The 16,755-nt window shown below is 62.1% G+C and carries 13 protein-coding genes; 7 read left to right on the forward strand and 6 right to left on the reverse strand.

From position 1 onward, the window contains the following. Positions 1 to 274 precede the first annotated feature (274 nt). Positions 275 to 1,021 carry a FadR/GntR family transcriptional regulator gene (locus AC244_RS03385; protein WP_053247371.1) on the forward strand — a complete coding sequence of 249 codons (747 nt, stop codon included), beginning with the start codon at positions 275 to 277 and terminating at the stop codon, positions 1,019 to 1,021. Between the two features lie 176 nt (positions 1,022 to 1,197). Continuing rightward, positions 1,198 to 2,490: a hemolysin family protein gene (locus AC244_RS03390; protein ID WP_053247372.1), complete on the forward strand. Its 1,293-nt coding sequence runs from the start codon at positions 1,198 to 1,200 to the stop codon at positions 2,488 to 2,490. 253 nt (positions 2,491 to 2,743) lie between these two features. Here the strand turns inward: AC244_RS03390 and glp are convergent, their stop codons facing one another. From glp to AC244_RS03415, 5 genes are read right to left on the reverse strand one after another with little or no spacing between them, the layout of a single operon-like run. After that, complete coding sequence (glp, locus tag AC244_RS03395; RefSeq protein WP_053247373.1) at positions 2,744 to 3,955, reverse strand: gephyrin-like molybdotransferase Glp; 1,212 nt, start codon at positions 3,953 to 3,955, stop codon at positions 2,744 to 2,746. A gap of 6 nt (positions 3,956 to 3,961) precedes the next feature. After that, positions 3,962 to 4,450, reverse strand: a complete 489-nt coding sequence (gene moaC, locus AC244_RS03400; RefSeq protein ID WP_053247374.1) for a cyclic pyranopterin monophosphate synthase MoaC — start codon at positions 4,448 to 4,450, stop codon at positions 3,962 to 3,964. Continuing rightward, entirely contained in the window at positions 4,450 to 5,265 is an 816-nt protein-coding gene (gene trpC, locus AC244_RS03405; RefSeq protein ID WP_053247375.1) for an indole-3-glycerol phosphate synthase TrpC, read from the reverse strand. The genes moaC and trpC overlap by 1 nt, the downstream gene beginning before the upstream one ends. Positions 5,266 to 5,296: 31 nt before the next feature. Then, positions 5,297 to 6,310, reverse strand: a complete 1,014-nt coding sequence (gene trpD / locus AC244_RS03410; RefSeq protein WP_053247376.1) for an anthranilate phosphoribosyltransferase — start codon at positions 6,308 to 6,310, stop codon at positions 5,297 to 5,299. 19 nt (positions 6,311 to 6,329) lie between these two features. Further along, the gene (locus AC244_RS03415) at positions 6,330 to 8,222 is read right to left on the reverse strand and encodes a peptidylprolyl isomerase (RefSeq protein WP_053247377.1); all 1,893 of its coding nucleotides are present in this window, start codon (positions 8,220 to 8,222) and stop codon (positions 6,330 to 6,332) included. Positions 8,223 to 8,584: 362 nt separating this feature from the next. Between AC244_RS03415 and AC244_RS03420 the strand changes: the two genes are divergently transcribed. Then, on the forward strand, positions 8,585 to 10,231 hold the full coding sequence (locus AC244_RS03420; protein WP_053247378.1) for a Na/Pi cotransporter family protein: 1,647 nt from the start codon (positions 8,585 to 8,587) through the stop codon (positions 10,229 to 10,231). Between the two features lie 3 nt (positions 10,232 to 10,234). Here the strand turns inward: AC244_RS03420 and AC244_RS03425 are convergent, their stop codons facing one another. Continuing rightward, positions 10,235 to 11,998: a hypothetical protein gene (locus tag AC244_RS03425; protein WP_053247379.1), complete on the reverse strand. Its 1,764-nt coding sequence runs from the start codon at positions 11,996 to 11,998 to the stop codon at positions 10,235 to 10,237. 206 nt (positions 11,999 to 12,204) lie between these two features. Here AC244_RS03425 and glmU point away from each other — a divergent pair, with 206 nt between their 5' ends. The 4 genes from glmU to AC244_RS03445 all read left to right on the forward strand — a co-directional run bounded on the left by glmU (position 12,205) and on the right by AC244_RS03445 (position 16,755). Further along, entirely contained in the window at positions 12,205 to 13,575 is a 1,371-nt protein-coding gene (gene glmU / locus AC244_RS03430; protein ID WP_053247380.1) for a bifunctional UDP-N-acetylglucosamine diphosphorylase/glucosamine-1-phosphate N-acetyltransferase GlmU, read from the forward strand. 145 nt (positions 13,576 to 13,720) lie between these two features. Beyond that, on the forward strand, positions 13,721 to 15,547 hold the full coding sequence (gene glmS, locus AC244_RS03435) for a glutamine--fructose-6-phosphate transaminase (isomerizing) (RefSeq protein WP_053247381.1): 1,827 nt from the start codon (positions 13,721 to 13,723) through the stop codon (positions 15,545 to 15,547). Next, entirely contained in the window at positions 15,547 to 16,044 is a 498-nt protein-coding gene (locus AC244_RS03440) for a GNAT family N-acetyltransferase (RefSeq protein ID WP_053247664.1), read from the forward strand. The genes glmS and AC244_RS03440 overlap by 1 nt, the downstream gene beginning before the upstream one ends. Before the next feature lie 18 nt (positions 16,045 to 16,062). Then, positions 16,063 to 16,755 carry a DUF502 domain-containing protein gene (locus tag AC244_RS03445; protein WP_053247382.1) on the forward strand — a complete coding sequence of 231 codons (693 nt, stop codon included), beginning with the start codon at positions 16,063 to 16,065 and terminating at the stop codon, positions 16,753 to 16,755.

The following is a 16,755-nucleotide window of genomic DNA, read 5'->3' on the forward strand; positions in this document are numbered from 1 at the left end:
GTTTTTATCGGCTGGTCGAGACACGAAGCCGCGGCTTGTTGACACCGGGATCCCGGCATTGGTTGGCTTGCTGAGAACGGCGCAATCAACGGTCGTGCGGGCCGGATTCGGCCATAGTGCAGCTTCGCTGCATTTCGTGTAATGCTTGAGGAATCGGGTGGCTGTTCCCAGGCCAACTCTTCCTGTTCGTCGGGATGGGTGGATCGACGGGGTATGGCATGTTGAGGCGCCGCATCTGGCGCTGTCAGGCAAGGGAGTGCCTGGAGGAGGTGGGTTGAACAGGAGCTTGCTGGAGACTGTCCTTTCCGGGACGCGGAAGCGCACCAGTCATGCGCATGTGGTCGACCAGCTTGGCAAGGCGATCGTTTCAGGCGAGTTCCCGATCGGGTCGATCCTGCCCGGCGATCCGGAGCTTGCGGCGCGGTTCAAAGTGTCGCGCACGGTTCTTCGCGAAGCGATGAAGACGCTTGCCGCCAAGGGTCTGGTCGTTCCACGCGCCCGTATCGGCACGCGCGTCACGCCCAGAAACGATTGGAACCTCTTCGACAACGATATCCTGACCTGGCATTTCGAATGCGGTGTGGACGAGGAATTCCTCTATCACTTGAGCGAAGTCCGCCTGGCCTTCGAACCGCATGCGGCTGCCCTTGCCGCAAGGAATGCGTCTGACGCAGAGATCAGCCGCATGATGCGCCTGGCCGTCGCCATGGGTGAAGCCGGCCATACGGCCGAGAGCCTCGCCTATGCCGACCTGAAATTCCATCTGTCGATTGCCGAAGCCTCGGGCAATCCGTTCATGCGGACGGTCGGGGGTCTGATCGAGGCGGCGCTGGTCGGCATCTTCAAGCTCAGCTCACCGGTCGCTGAAAAAGGCGGCGTTGATGAAGTCGCCCGCAACCACATCCGGATCGTCGAGGAAATCGGCCGGCGTGACGAGGCGGGCGCACGGGCCGCGATGGAAAATGTCATCAAGATCGGGCGCGAGCGCGTGCGTGGCGCCCTGCGATCGGGCGAAAACTGAACCGATACTGGCAGGCTCGCTCGAATTTCGGGCCGCGTCTCCTCGCGAAATACGGGTGAAGCGCATTTGGTGACACGGATTTCGAGACTTGACCTTGCTCGGATCGCCCACTGGCCTTATTTGGTGAACGGTCGCTCTCGATTGGGCGACTTTTCGTCAACGGTGACTTGGAGACCATGTCCGAATTTTTTGTCATTTTCGTCCTGCTTTTGATCAACGCATTTTTTGCTCTCTCGGAAATGGCAATCGTCTCGGCAAGCAAGCCATTGCTTCGCCAGATGGCAAGACAGGGAAATCTCCGCGCCGAAGCGGCACTGAAGCTTGCGGAAGATCCCGGCAAGTTTCTCTCCACCGTTCAGGTGGGCATCACGCTGGTCGGCACGCTTGCCGGCGCCTATGGTGGCGCGACGATCGCGGCCAAGTTCGCCCCCTTCTTCGACAGCATCGCCTGGATCAACCCCTACGGTCATCCCGTGGCCGTGGCGATCGTGGTAACGCTCATCACCTTCCTCTCCGTCGTCATCGGCGAGTTGATCCCCAAGCAACTGGCGTTGAAGAACTCGGAAGGCTTCGCGATGTTCGTGGCGCGGCCGATGACGCTTCTGTCGCGTATTGTGGCGCCGGTCGTCTATCTCTTCGAAACCTCGGCGGCATTGATGATGCGCCTGCTCGGCATACGCCCGGATGATCCGGACCATGTGACGGAAGAGGAAGTCCACGCCATCATGGCGGAAGGTGTCGAGAGCGGCGCGATCGAAAAGTCGGAGCACGAGATGCTTCGTCGCATCATCCGTCTCGGCGACCGCAACGTGAAGTCGATCATGACGCACCGCACCGAGATGAGCTTCATCGATATCAATGACAGCCTGGATGTCATTGGGGAGAAGATCCGGCAATACGGCCATTCCCGTTATCCCGTCGTTGACGGACCGAGCGGTGATGTCCTTGGTGCGGTTCTGGCGAAGGAAATCCTCAACGCGCCGACTTCGGTTCCGCTCGACGTCCGCAAATACGTGCGCGAGATCCATACCCTGCCGGAAACCGCGTCGTGCCTGAAGGCGCTCGATGCTTTCAAATCGTCGAGCATCAACATGGCGATGATCGTCGACGAATACGGTAGCACCGAAGGCATTATCACCATTGCCGATATTCTGGAGGCGATCGTCGGCGTGCTGCCGTCGAACTATGACGACCTCGAGCACGCCCTGATCCGCCAGCGCGAGGATGGAACCTACCTCGTCGATGGACGCACGCCGATCGATGAGATCCATCTGACCATCGGCATCGATGGCATCGATGCAGACGGAAATTTTGAAACGATCGCAGGCTTTCTGGTCCAGCAGCTGCGCAAGACACCGGAAGAGGGCGATATCGCCATTGCCCATGGCTATCGCTTCGAAGTCATAGATATGGATTCCCGCCGTATCGACAAGATCCTCGTCAGCCGCTGCGAAAACACCGCCGCTTAGTGCGGGGAGGACGACGCGACGCCGCCTGGGCGTCGCTACAAAAGCAAAAGGTCGGGCAATACCCGACCTTTCCCTCAAATCATCACGACGCCTGCTAGTACATCCGTAGTCATTCGCCTTGAGCGATGATTGAATGACTGTGTTATTAAAGGGCTACCGTGTCGGGCATATGACAATGGGCAGAAAATATACTTTGTTTCTGCTGGGGTGGACCAAAGGCGGGACCTGCATATCCCGATGCTTTCCCCGAAAGTTATCTGAGCCGGACGATTTGGCAGGACGTACCAGAGGGGGCCTCTTCGGCGTTCGGCACGCGAACGATCAGGCAATCGGACTGGGCAAAGACCTTCATCATTGACGAGTCCTGGCGCGGGAAAGGATGGGCGACAAGCGAGCCGTCCGCATCGCTCGAAAGTCGCGCCCGCACATAGTCCTGGCGCTTGTCGTTGGCGGGTAGCGGCGCGGCGAGGCGGGCGGTCGTCAGGCGATCGCGCCCCGGCAGTCTTGCCAGTTTGCGGGTCAAGGGTTCAAGGAACAAGAGAGCGCAAACGAGGCTCGAGACAGGATTGCCGGGCAGGCCGAGCACCGCCATGTCACCGAGTTGCCCGACCATCAGAGGCTTTCCAGGCCTCATGGCGATCCGCCAGAAGTCGAGCGTCATGCCACTCGCAACCAATGTCGACTGCACGAGATCATGATCGCCGACCGAGGCGCCACCAAGTGTGACGAGCACATTGGCTCCCTTTGCCTTTGCCCGCTCGACGGCCGCTGAAATCGCCTGGCTGTTGTCCGGGACGATGCCGAGGTCGATGATCTCGGCGCCGTTTTCACGTGCAATGGCGGCAACACCGAATGTGTTGGAGGCGATGATCTGATCGGCGCCGGGTACGCTACCGGGCGTCAACAACTCGTCGCCGGTGGCAAGGATTGCGACCGTTGGTTTTTTGAATACCGGCAGGGTCGGATGGTTCATGCCGGCGGCGAGCGTCAGGCGACCGGCGTCCAGAACGTCGCCCGCGTGCAGCACCGTCTCGCCGGTTGTAAAATCCTGGCCGGACAGCCGGATATGTCGCCCTTTGCCGGGCGCAAACAAGGTGCGGATCTTGCCATCGGCAAGCTGTTCGGTGTCTTCCTGGATGATGACTGTGTCGGCGCCGGCGGGAAGCGGTGCTCCGGTGAAAATGCGAACCGCCTCTCCGGACTTCACCTCGCCACCGAAGCCATGGCCGGCGGCGGATTGGCCGATGACCGTAAGCTCGGCGCCGGCAGTATGGATATCCTCATGACGAACCGCATAGCCATCCATCGCGGAATTGTCGAAGGCGGGATGGGTGACGCGCGCGGCGATATCTTGCGCGAGCACACGACCGAGCCCCTCATGCAGATCGACATGTTCGATTGCCTGCCGGGGCCTGGCGCTGTCGAGGATCCTGTTAAGCGCTTCTTCGACGGAAAGCAGCGACATCGGCGGTCAGTCTCCCTGGCGTCGGTAATCGCCGGAGCGTCCGCCGGGTTTACTGACGAGCTGGATGCCGCCGATTTCCATTTCACGATCCGCAGCTTTCGCCATGTCGTAGATCGTCAGGCAGGCGATGCTGACGGCGGTCAACGCCTCCATCTCGACTCCGGTCTTGCCGGTCAACTTGGCAAGCGCTTCGACACGCAGGCCGGGCAGAGCCGGATCAGGCGTGATGTCGACCGACACTTTCGTCAACATAAGCGGATGGCAAAGCGGGATGAGATTTGACGTCTGCTTGGCGGCCATGATGCCGGCGAGCCGCGCGGTGCCGATCACGTCGCCCTTCTTGGCGTTGCCCTCGAGGATCAGCGCCAGCGTCTCCGGGCGCATGCGGACATGGCCCTCCGCCGTGGCACTGCGGACGGTTTCGGCCTTGTCGCCGACGTCGACCATGTTCGCTTCGCCGCCGCTGTCGAGATGCGTAAGTGTGGTCTTGCTCATCACTCGGCCGCCAGCACGCTTTCGGAGCCGGTCAGGAGTGCGCGCGTTGCCGCCTCAACATCGCTCTTGCGCATCAGGCTTTCGCCGACCAGGAAGGTGGTGATGCCGCTCTTTTCCAGACGCTTGCAATCGTCGTGGGTAAAGATACCGCTCTCGCCGACGAGCAACCGATCGGACGGAACCATCGACGCCAGTTGCTCGGATACGGCTAGATCGACGTCGAATGTTCTCAGATTGCGATTGTTGATGCCGACCAGCGGCGAGGTAAGCTTGAGCGCACGTTCCATCTCTTCGCCGTCGTGGACTTCGATGAGCACATCCATTCCAAGCGTAAGCGCGGTCTCTTCGAGGCGTCGAGCGTCATCGTCGCTGAGCGAAGCCATGATCAGCAGGATGCAGTCAGCACCCCAGGCACGAGCCTCGAACACCTGGTAGGTGTCGAACATGAAGTCCTTGCGCAATGCCGGAAGCGCGCAGGCCGCGCGGGCGGCTTCAAGAAACGCCGGTGCACCCTGGAAGCTCGGTCCGTCCGTCAGCACCGAAAGACAGGCAGCGCCACCGGCCTCGTAGGCCCTGGCCAGAGCCGGCGGGTCGAAATCAGGACGGATCAGGCCTTTTGACGGGCTCGCCTTCTTTATTTCCGCGATCAGGCCGAAACGGCCCTGTCGTTGGCGCACGGCCAATGCCGCATGGAAGCCGCGCGGAGCGGACTGATCGGCGATGCGGGCCTTCAGGTCCTCGATCGACGTTTGCGATTTGGCCGCTGCGATCTCGTCGCGCTTATAGGCTTCGATCTTGCGCAGGATATCGGTCATGGCGCGGTTCCTTGTTTAAAGCTGCGTTGTCTCAGGCAGCGTTCGAAACGCTGATCAGGCGCTGCAGCGCCGCCTTGGCGCCGCCGCTCGAGAGCGACTGGCGAGCGAGCGTCATGCCTTCACCAAGATCTGCGGCCTTGCCGGCAATCATCAGCGATGCAGCCGCATTGGCAAGCGAAATGTCCCTGTAGGCGTTTTCCGCGCCGTCGAGAACAGCCTGGAGTGCGACGGCATTGTAGGCGCCATCGCCGCCCTTCAAGGCGTCGAGAGACACTGTCGGCAGGCCGAAGTCCGCCGGCGTCAGCGTGAAGGCGGTGATCTTGCCGTTTTCGAGAGCCGCCACCTGCGTCGTGCCGGTGGTGGTGATCTCGTCGAGACCTTCGCCGTGCACGACCCAGACATTCTCCGAGCCGAGGTCGCGCAGGACTTCCGCCAGCGGCTGCACCCATTGCGGCGCGTAGACGCCGACCAGTTGCCGCTTGACGCCGGCGGGATTGGAGAGCGGGCCGAGCAGGTTGAAGATCGTGCGGGTGCCGAGCTCGACCCGTGTCGGCCCGACATGACGCATGGCGGAATGATGCTGCTGGGCAAACATGAAGCCGACGCCGGCTTCGCGGATGCAGCGCGAAATCGCCTCAGGGCCGATATCGAGCTTGACGCCGAGGCATGACAGGGCGTCGGCCGTGCCCGACTTCGAACTCAGCGCGCGGTTGCCATGCTTGGCGACCGGTACGCCCGCACCCGCAACGATCAGCGAGGCGAGGGTCGAGATGTTGTAGGTACCGGCGCCGTCGCCGCCGGTACCGACGATATCGACGGCATTGGCCGGAGCGTCGACCGGCAGCATGCGGGCGCGCATGGCGGCAACCGCGCCGACGATTTCATCGACGGTCTCGCCGCGGACACGGAGCGCCATCAGGAAGCCGCCGATCTGCGATGGCGTGGCCGCACCCGACATGATGATCTCGAAAGCCGCTCGTGCGTCTTCGCGGTTGAGGGCCTCGCCGGCGGCGACTTTGGCGACGAACGGTTTCAGATCACTCATCGGTTGCTTTCCTTGCCGCTTATCTCTGTGCCAAAGCCGTTTCGGCAAGCGTCTGATTGATCGAAACACCGTAGGCCGACTGGAGCGTCGATACCATCTGGTCGAGAATATCGTCGCCGCTGGCACGGGCCATGGCCTGGATCTGCCGGCTGTCGTCCTCCAGGGCGTCGGTCGGGCCGTTGTTCTCGATCGAGGTGACCCGCAGCAGGATCTGACCATCGCCACCGATGCCGGCGGCATTGGCGACGTGGCCGTCCGGACCACTGAAGGCAACTGCAACAGCAGCCGGGCTCAGCGCCGCATCCGACGTCGACCGGGTCAATCCGGTCTTCGTTTCGACGGCAAGGCCAAGTTCCGCGGCGATATCGGCGAGCGTCGCACCCTTTTCGATCCGCTGCTTCAGCTCGGCAGCCTTTGTGGCAAGCGCCGTGCGCTGCTGCTCTGCGGTCCAGTCTGCTGCGACTTCGTCGCGTGCTTCGTCAAGCGTGCGATCGCGGGCCGGAACCACTTCGTCGAGGTCGAACCAGACATAGCCGTCGCGCCCGATGTTCACCGGCAGGGTTTCGCCGCCCACTTCAGCCTTGAAGGCCTCCTGCAGCAGAGCAGCCGGCTCCGGCAGGCCCGGGACTTCATCGCCATTCATGTCCTTGCCGGTTGCGTCGATGCCATCGACGGTCGCAACCTTCAACTTGAGTGTCTCGGCGAGGTCTTTGAGCGAGGCGCCGGCAGCGCGCTCGTCCTCGATCTTGTCGTGAAGGCCGATGATTTCGTTCTGCGCATTGGCAAGGGCAATCTCCTTGCGCAGTTCTTCCTTCACTTCATCGAAGCTGCGAACCGTTTCCGGGCGAATGTTCGTTGCGCGGAGGATCACCGGTCCGAAGGCGCCATCGATGACGGGCGACGTGCCGCCATTGGCGGCGATCGCGAAAGCGGCTTCACCGATCTTGGCGTCCGGGACGCTGGCCGAAGTGAAATCGCCAAGCAGGACGTCGGCAGACGTCTTGCCTTCTGCTTTCACGAGGTCGTCATAGGATGTGCCGGCTGCGAGCTTGGCTGCCGCGGCGTCGGCTGCCTCCCGCGACGGGAAGGCGAGCTGTTCGATCGTGCGTGTCGCTTCAGTGCGGAAGTTGTCCTTGCGCTTGTCGTAGTCGGCACGAACGTCGGCATCGACCACCGTCGTCGCATCGGCGAGATCCTCGGGCGCGAGCTTCAGATAGGTGATCTTGCGGTATTCCGGCGCGCGGTAGTTTGCCTTGCGGCTGTCGTACCAGGGGGCGAGAACGTCGTCGCCCGGTGCCTTCACCGGATCGATGTTGGCGTTCGACAGCAGGACGTAGTCAATCGTGCGCTTTTCGTGGCGATAAGAGCCGATCGCGTCGCTGAGCACCTTTGGTGCGACATAACCGTCGGACAGCGCGTCGACGATCTGCGAGCGCACGGCGACCTGGCTGCGGTTGTTGATGTAGTCCTGTTCGCGAAGGCCGGCATTGCGCAGCACGCTCGAGAACGTCAGGCGATCGAACTGGCCGTTGACGCTGTGGAAGGCCGGGTCTTCGGCGATGAGCTTGGCCAGCCGGTCTTCCGAAAGGCCGAGGTTCATGTCGCCGGCCAACTGATCGAGGGCCGCACCCGCGACGAGCTGGGAATAGACCTGCTGCTCGATGCCGAATGCCTTTGCCTGCTGCGGCGTCAGGCGGGTGCCGAGCTGGCGCGAAACGAGCGCGAGCTGACGCTCGTAAGCGAGCCGGAAGTCCGGAGCCTTGACCTTGACGTCACCGACGACGACCACAGCATCCGACTGGTTCGCGATCATCGATGTCGATGCGCCCCATACCATGAAAGACAGCACGAGAATGACGAGCAGGCCTTTGACGACCCAGGTCTGGGCGGCTTTTCTCAGGAATTCGAGCATGGGGGCAGAAACCTCGTTGCAGTGCGGTGGCTGTTGGCCAAACGAGTTCGTTCCTTAGAACAAACGAAACAGGAAATGAAGGGCGCAATGGCGCAAATTGCGCGCCAGCAGAAGATCACGGCGGATGGTGCGAACAGGGGGAGCTTCGGACCTGAGGCTTGGTCGGGCTGCTTGCAATGCCGACGGTCGTCCGTGGAGGGGCGCTGCTGGCAAAATCGATGTCGGATTTATTAGCCGGCAACAGAAATTTATCTGTCAAAGTGACGAAATCGCCGTCGTCGGATTGAGGTCGAAAACACTTCGGAACTATGGTTGTGTGTATCGGGCGGGGCGATTCATGCGGCCCTGCGGAAAGACATGCCATGCAATCGACAATCGTGATGGTAAACCTGTTCGGAGCGGTGGCGCTGCTGCTGTTCGGCCTTTCGCTGGTCAAGGATGGGGTCACCCGCGCCTTCGGGGCGAAGCTGCGGGCCGGCCTGGCCCAGGGGACGAGCGAGCCGACGCGATCGTTCCTAACGGGCCTTGTTGCCACACTCGCTCTGCAAAGCTCGACTGCGACGGCATTGATGACGGCCTCTTTCGTGGAGAAGGGGCTTATTCGCTCACGCATGGCGCAGATCGTCTTGCTCGGCGCCAATCTCGGCACGGCGGTCACCGCCTGGATCGTCGCGACCGGCATCGAATGGCTGTCGCCGATGATCATTCTGGTCGGCGTGGTGCTGCACCGCGTCAGCCGCTCGAACGCCCGCCAGGGCCTTGGCGCGGCCTTCGTCGGGATCGGTCTGATGCTGCTGTCGTTGCATTTGCTTGGCCTGGCCACCGAGCCGATGCGGGAATCGGCGGCGCTGGCAGCGTTTCTCGGCATGCTCGACAGCGCCTGGCCAGTCGCTTTGATCATTTCCGCGGGCCTTGCCTTCGCCTCTTCCTCCAGCCTCGCGGTGGTGATGCTGGTGCTTTCCCTTTCCGCCGCCGGCGTTCTCTCCGTCGGGTTGACGGTTGCGCTTGTGCTGGGCGCCAATCTCGGCGGGGCGATCCCGCCTGTCATGGCGACGCTATCTTCGGCGCCGCCGGCGCGGCGCGTCACTCTTGGCAATCTCGTCGTCCGTGCCATCGGATGTCTGATCGCGCTGCCGTTGACCGGTGTCAGCGTCGAGCTCCTGCAAAGTCTGCCGTTGCCGAAGCAGAACCTGCCGGTCGATATCCATCTGGCGTTCAATCTTGCCGTGGCGATCCTCGCCTGGCCGTTTGCCGGCCTGCTGTCCCGCCTGATGATCCGCTTCATCCCCGACAACGAGACGGACGAAACCGGGCCGCGCTATCTCGACGAGAACGTGCTGCACACGCCGGTCATGGCCCTTTCGGGTGCGACGCGGGAAGTGCTGCGGGTGGGCGACCTGATCGAGATGATGCTGATCCGCGCCCAGACCGCCTTCAACAACAACGATCTGTCGGAGATCCGCGATATCGGCAAGCTCGAGAAGCAGGTCGATCTGCTGCAGCAGGAAGTGAAGATTTTCCTGTCACGCCTGGGTCGCGACGGCCTGAGCCCGGAGGATGGGCGCCGCTCGATTGTGATCATCGACTACGCAATCAATCTCGAGCACATGGGCGATATCATCGAGAAGGGCCTCTGCGAGCAGATCGGCAAGAAGGTCAACAATGGCCTGAAATTCTCCGAGGACGGCTATCAGGAACTGAAGAGCCTCTTCAACCTGACGATCGACAATCTGCGGGTCGCCCAGACCATTTTCGTCACCCGCAACGCCGATCTCGCTCGGCAATTGATCGAGGTGAAGGTCAATGTCCGCCACATGGAGAAGCGGTCGGCCGAACGGCATATCGAGCGGCTACGCGATGGACTTCTGGAAAGCCTGCAGACCAGTTCGCTGCATCTCGACATGTTACGCGATTTGAAGCGCGTCAACGCGCATATTGCGTCGGTCGCCTATCCGATCCTCGAGGAAAGCGGGCTTTTGACCGAGAGCCGGTTGCGACCGCAGGCGTGATCTCTACGAACCGGCGGCCGTTTCACCGGGACGCAAGCCGTTCCGGACAAACGCGTCGTAGCACGGCGTCAGCGTGATGCGCGTGTGGCCTGCCTCGAGGCTCGGCAGGTAGAGCGCCAGCAGTGTCCTGTTGACATTTGTCGGTGGGCAAGTCGGCACGAGCGCGATGTCGACGGCAGCCACTGCCGCGCGCACCTTAGCGTCCGGCGGCGGGATCGCCCGGAAGGGGTCTGCTCCGATGGCGACGCGTTTCGGCGCGTGGCGATCCATCAGCCAGGGAAACGGATTGGCGAAATCGATATTGAAGATGGTTTCAAAGCGGACGCCGTTGGCGGCCTCGTAGGCGCGCAGGGCATCGACGGCGCCGTCGACATTCGTCAGCCAGGCGGTCTGGAAGTCGAAATCGCTGTAGAGCAGGAATGACGGCAACTCGCCTGCGTCCGCGAGCGTATCGAAGGCGCCGCGCTGCGTGATATAGGCATCGCGCATGTGCTCGGCCCGCAGTGCCAGGATCGGGCGGACATTCACCGCACCCATCGTTTTCAGGTTGCGGCTCTCGATCCGGACATTGTTGACGGCGCCGATCCAGGCGCGTGCGCTCTTCTGGGCGACGACGGTCATCGGTGGCAGCGCCGCCGCGGTGGCAAGGAGCGAAACCGTTATTGTCAGCCGCTTGGACGTGCTCTTGGCGGCGAAGTCGAGGACGATCCTGAGAAGCAACGGATAGAGGAAGATGAAGGCCTGGCTGCCGGTGTTCTGGCTTTCGAACAGGATGCCGGCCACCAGGAAAGCGGCGAGCCAGACGAAGTTCTGGTCGAGGACCTGGTTGATGCCGACGACCGAAGGTCTGCGGCAGGCGGCCCGCAACGACGCGGCGAAAGCTGGCAGGTTCGCAAAAAAGAGGGTCAGGCACAGAATGCCCGCAGGCAGAAGAAGGCCCGCGTTCAGCGACGCTGCCTGAAAAAGGCGCGGCAGCAGGCTGCCGTCATTGACGTCGAGCAGCGCCAGGATATCGGCGACATAGGCCGATGCCGCACCAAGCGAGAACTCGATAGCGGCAAGGACGCTGAAGAAGATCAGAGCCGACGTGACTGCCGAGCGCAGACTGATCCGCCCGGCCGCGAATGCCGTCAGGCACAAGATCACGCCTGCGACTGCCCCAGTAATCTTCACGAAGAAGAGCGCGATCATCGCTCCGGCGACGACAGTCGCCAGAATGCGCGGATTGCTGACATAGATGAGTGCCGCGGCGAGCACGTAGAGTAACTGGCAGACCTGGCGGTTGTAGATGCCGAAGCCGTCGGATCCCGGGTAGGGATAAAAGTCGCCGGTGTTGAACGGAAGCACGGAAAAGAGAAGGAACGGCAGCAGGATGGCGTAGGCCAGTGCCCGTGAACGCTTCTGAATGTCGAGCATTATCAGGCCGATCAACGGGCCAGTGACGATGAGAAGGCACCAACTCGCCAGCAGCAGGGGATGGCCGCTCGGGAACGCCGCTTGCAGCGCTGCGAACAGGTAGTACCCGAGCCCGCCGACGGGCGCGAAGAAATCGACGGACGGGATCTGTCCGTCAGCAAGCCGGTTGGCGGCATCAAGATAGAGATAATGATCCCAGAACATCGGCCCTATCGGCTGTGGGATCGTGACAGTCAGCAGCAGCGAGAGCAGGGCAAGCGCCAGAGCGAGTGCTGCAAGCGGCGAGCGGATGGCAGCCAGAGCGATATTGTCCGGCTTTGCCGCTGCGTCGAGATCGGTGCTGGCATGCATTGCTGCTTCTCTCCCCGAGGGAGCGATGCACGCGCATGGGTTGCCGAGGCAGGCTCCGCTTCCCCTTATGCCATCATCGGGTTTTAAGCCGGTTAACGCGACGTGATTGTGCGAATTATGCTTCCCGCAATATGTTGCTGATATGAAGGGGCCGAATCGGGCAGCCGGATATCGGCCCTCAAAAAAAAGACCAAGGAGTTCATTGGATGGAACGGAGTTGCCTGGCGATTGTACTGGCTGCGGGTGAAAGCACGCGGATGAAATCGTCCATGTCGAAGGTGCTGCATCCGGTGGCCGGCCGGCCGATGATTGCCCATGTGGTGGCCGCGCTCTCGCGCGCATCGATTTCCGACGTCGCTCTCGTTGTCGGACGCGACGCCGAGGCTGTTTCAGGTGCTGCCGGCATCGACGGCGTATCGATCGCTTCGTTCCTGCAGAAGGAGCGTCTTGGCACCGGACATGCGGTGCTGGCGGCGCGCGAAGCGATATCCAGGGGTTTTGACGACATTCTGGTTGTCTTCGGCGATACGCCGCTGATCACGCCTGAGCCGCTCAAGGCAGCGCGCGATGGCCTGGCCGCCGGCAACGATGTGGTCGTCATCGGCTTCGAGGCTGCCGATCCCTCGGGTTATGGCCGGCTGATCGTCGACGACGGCGCGCTGATCGCGATCCGCGAGCACAAGGATGCAACCGAGGAAGAACGCCGCATCACCTATTGCAATGGCGGGCTGATGGCGATCAATGGCCGCAAGGCGCTTGATCTGCTCGACCGCATCGGCAATGCCAATGTCAAGGGCGAATACTACCTGACAGACCTGGTCGAGATCGTGCGGGCGATCGGCGGTCGCGCCATCGCCGTCGAGGCGCCTGAGGAGGAGCTGACCGGCTGCAACACCCGCGCCGAACTCGCCTATATCGAGCGGCTCTGGCAGCAGCGCCGCCGTCACGAGCTGATGTTGTCCGGCGTGTCTATGATCGCGCCGGAAACTGTTTTCCTCGCCTGGGACACGGAATTGCAGCAGGATGTGCTGATCGAACCGAATGTCGTGTTCGGCCCGGGCGTCCGCGTCGAGAGCGGCGCGATCATCCATGCCTTCTCGCATGTCGAGGGAGCGACGGTGCGTGCCGGCGCAACCGTCGGCCCCTATGCCCGTCTGCGGCCCGGTGCCGATCTCGGCGAAAAGTCGAAGGTCGGTAATTTCTGCGAGGTCAAGAAGGCGGAAATCGGCGCTGGCGCCAAGGTCAACCATCTGACCTATATCGGCGATGCCTTCGTCGGCGCCGGCTCGAACATCGGTGCCGGCACGATCACCTGCAATTATGATGGCGTGAACAAGCACGAAACCCGCATTGGTGAGAATGCCTTCGTCGGCTCGAATTCCTCGCTGGTCGCACCGGTGACGATCGGTGACGGCGCCCTGGTCGCCTCCGGCAGCGTCATCACCGAGGACGTGCCGGCCGACGCCGTTGCCTTCGGCCGCGCGCGCCAGGAGATCAAGCCGGGCAGGGCGCGTGTCCTGCGTGAACGCTACGAGGCACTGAAGGCTGCGAAAAAGGCGGCCAAGGCGGCCAAATAGGTTCGCGTTAAATACTGAAACCGAAAGTGAAATCGGGGCGGATTGCCTCGTCCGGCAAATGCGTTACCAAGGCAACGCGCCGGGCGGGACTTCCGCCCTGTCGATTGGGGCGTCGAAACGGCGCGGGACGAATTCGGAGACGACTATGTGCGGAATTGTTGGCATTGTTGGAAACCAGCCGGTCTCGGAGCGACTGGTCGATGCGTTGAAGCGCCTGGAATACCGCGGCTATGATTCGGCCGGGGTCGCGACCGTCAATGCCGGCGCGCTTGAGCGCCGCCGGGCCGAAGGCAAGCTGGTCAATCTGGAAGCCCGCCTGCGCGAAGAGCCGCTGGCCGGCACGATCGGCATCGCCCACACCCGCTGGGCGACGCACGGCGCCCCGACCGAACGCAATGCACATCCGCATTTCACCGATGGCGTTGCTGTGGTTCACAACGGCATCATCGAGAACTTCTCTGCGCTGAAGGACGAACTGATTGCCGCCGGTGCGACGTTCCAGACCGAGACCGACACGGAAGTGGTGGCGCATCTCCTGGCAAAGTTCCGTCGTGACGGTCTTGGCCGGCGCGAGGCCATGCATGCGATGCTGAAGCGGGTGACCGGCGCCTATGCCTTGGCCGTGCTCTACCAGGACGACCCATCGACGATCATGGCCGCCCGCAACGGTCCGCCGCTGGCGATCGGCCACGGCAAGGGCGAGATGTTTCTGGGCTCCGATGCGATCGCACTGGCGCCGTTTACCAACGAGATCACCTATCTGATCGACGGCGACTGGGCGGTGATCGGCGCCAATGGCGCCCATATCTTCGATCTCGCCGGCAATGCCGTCGATCGCCCGCGACAGATCTCATTGGCAGCCGCCTACATGATCGACAAGGGCAATCACCGGCACTTCATGGAAAAGGAAATCTACGAGCAGCCGGAGGTGATCTCCCATGCGCTCGGCCATTACATCGACTTTGCCGAAAACCGGGTGAAGGCCCTCACGGGCTCGATCGATTTTGCCGGTGTGCCGAGTCTGGCGATCTCTGCCTGCGGCACCGCCTATCTTGCCGGTCTCGTCGGCAAATACTGGTTCGAGCGCTATGCCCGCCTTCCGGTCGAAATCGACGTCGCCTCCGAGTTCCGCTACCGGGAAATCCCGCTGTCGTCGCAGTCGGCAGCCCTGTTCATCTCGCAGTCGGGCGAGACCGCCGATACGCTGGCGTCGCTCAGGTATTGCAAGGACCATGGCCTGAAGATCGGCGCGGTCGTCAACACCCGTGAATCGACCATCGCGCGTGAATCCGACGCCGTGTTCCCGATCCTCGCCGGCCCCGAGATCGGCGTTGCCTCGACCAAGGCGTTTACCTGCCAGCTGGCGGTGCTTGCCGCGTTGTCGATCGGCGCCGGCCGAGCCCGTGGCACGGTCTCCGCCGACGAGGAACAGGCGCTCGTTCGCCACCTCGCGGAAATGCCGCGGATCATGGGCCAGGTGCTGAATACCATCCAGCCGAAGATCGAGATGCTGTCGCGCGAACTCTCGAAGTGCCGCGACGTGCTCTACCTCGGCCGCGGCACCAGCTTCCCGCTGGCGATGGAAGGCGCGCTGAAGCTCAAGGAAATTTCCTATATCCACGCCGAGGGCTATGCCGCCGGCGAACTGAAGCACGGCCCGATCGCGCTGATCGACGAAAACATGCCGGTTATCGTCATCGCCCCACATGACCGCTTCTATGAGAAGACCGTGTCGAACATGCAGGAGGTGGCAGCCCGCGGCGGACGGATTATTCTGATCACCGACGAAAAGGGCGCAGCCGCCTCGAAGCTCGAGACGATGGCGACGATCGTTCTGCCGAACGTCGACGAAATCATCGCGCCGATAATCTTCTCGCTGCCGATTCAGCTGCTTGCCTACCACACGGCCGTGTTCATGGGTACCGACGTCGATCAGCCCCGCAACCTCGCAAAATCGGTAACGGTCGAATGATCGTCATCCGACCGGAAAGAAAGGGCGACGAGCGGGCGATCCACGACGTAACTGCCGCTGCTTTCGAAGGGCATCCGCACAGCGACCAGAGCGAGCCCTTCATCATCGAGCGCCTTCGGGACCAGGGCGCACTGACGCTCTCGCTCGTTGCCGAGGATGAAGGCCAGATTGTCGGTCACGTCGCCTTCTCGCCGGTAGCACTCACGCCGCCGTCATCGGGCTGGTTCGGGCTTGGCCCCGTGGCGGTTTTGGCGGGGCGACAAGCGCAGGGCGTGGGCAGCCGACTCATCCGCGAGGGGCTTGCGATGCTTACCGCCGCCGGGGCGTCGGGTTGCGTGGTCGTCGGTGATCCCGACTATTACCAAAAGTTCAGATTCCGTAACGAATCTTCTCTTGTATTCCCGGGTTGTGCGCCGCAATACTTCATGGCGCTGGCCTTCTCCGGCGCGGTGCCGGCAGGCACGGTTGCCTATCATCCGGCTTTCGGTTCGGAGTGAGGTTTAAACGGAAGAGGCATGACGGAAAATTCGAAGAGCAGCTTCATTGCGACCCGGTTGCGGAACTATTTCCTGACGGGGCTGATCATCTGTGCGCCGCTGGCCATTACCGTCTGGTTGGTCCGCACCTTCATCGAATGGGCCGACGGATGGGTGAAGCCTTATCTGCCGAATTTCTATAATCCTGACACCTATTCGCCAGTGGCTATTCCCGGCTTCGGGCTTTTGGTCGCGCTCATCGTGATCACATTGGTCGGCTTCCTCACCGCCAACCTGGTGGGGCGGTCGATCGTTGCCTTCGGCGAGTCCCTTGTCAGCCGGACGCCGCTCGTTCGCACCATCTACAAATCGCTGAAGCAGATCTTCCAGACGGTGCTTCAAGAGCAATCTTCGTCGTTCAAGAAGGCGGGCTTGATCGAGTATCCGAGCCCTGGCCTCTGGTCGCTCGTCTTCATCGCAACGGATGTGAAAGGCGAGGTCGCCGCCAAATTCGCCGAGCGTGGCATGGATATGGTGACCGTGTTCTTGCCGCCGACGCCGATCCCGACGGCCGGCTTCCTGTTGTTCGTGCCCCGCGACAAGATCATCCCGCTTGAAATGAGCGCCGAGGATGCGGCCAAGCTGCTGATCTCCGGCGGCCTCGTCGCTCCCGACTACAGGCCACTTGCCAACGCTCCACCGCGCAAGATCGCCCAGCAGAAAACCGCCTGA

The sequence above is a fragment of the Ensifer adhaerens genome (assembly GCF_001270265.1).
Taxonomy (GTDB): Bacteria; Pseudomonadota; Alphaproteobacteria; order Rhizobiales; family Rhizobiaceae; genus Ensifer; species Ensifer adhaerens_B.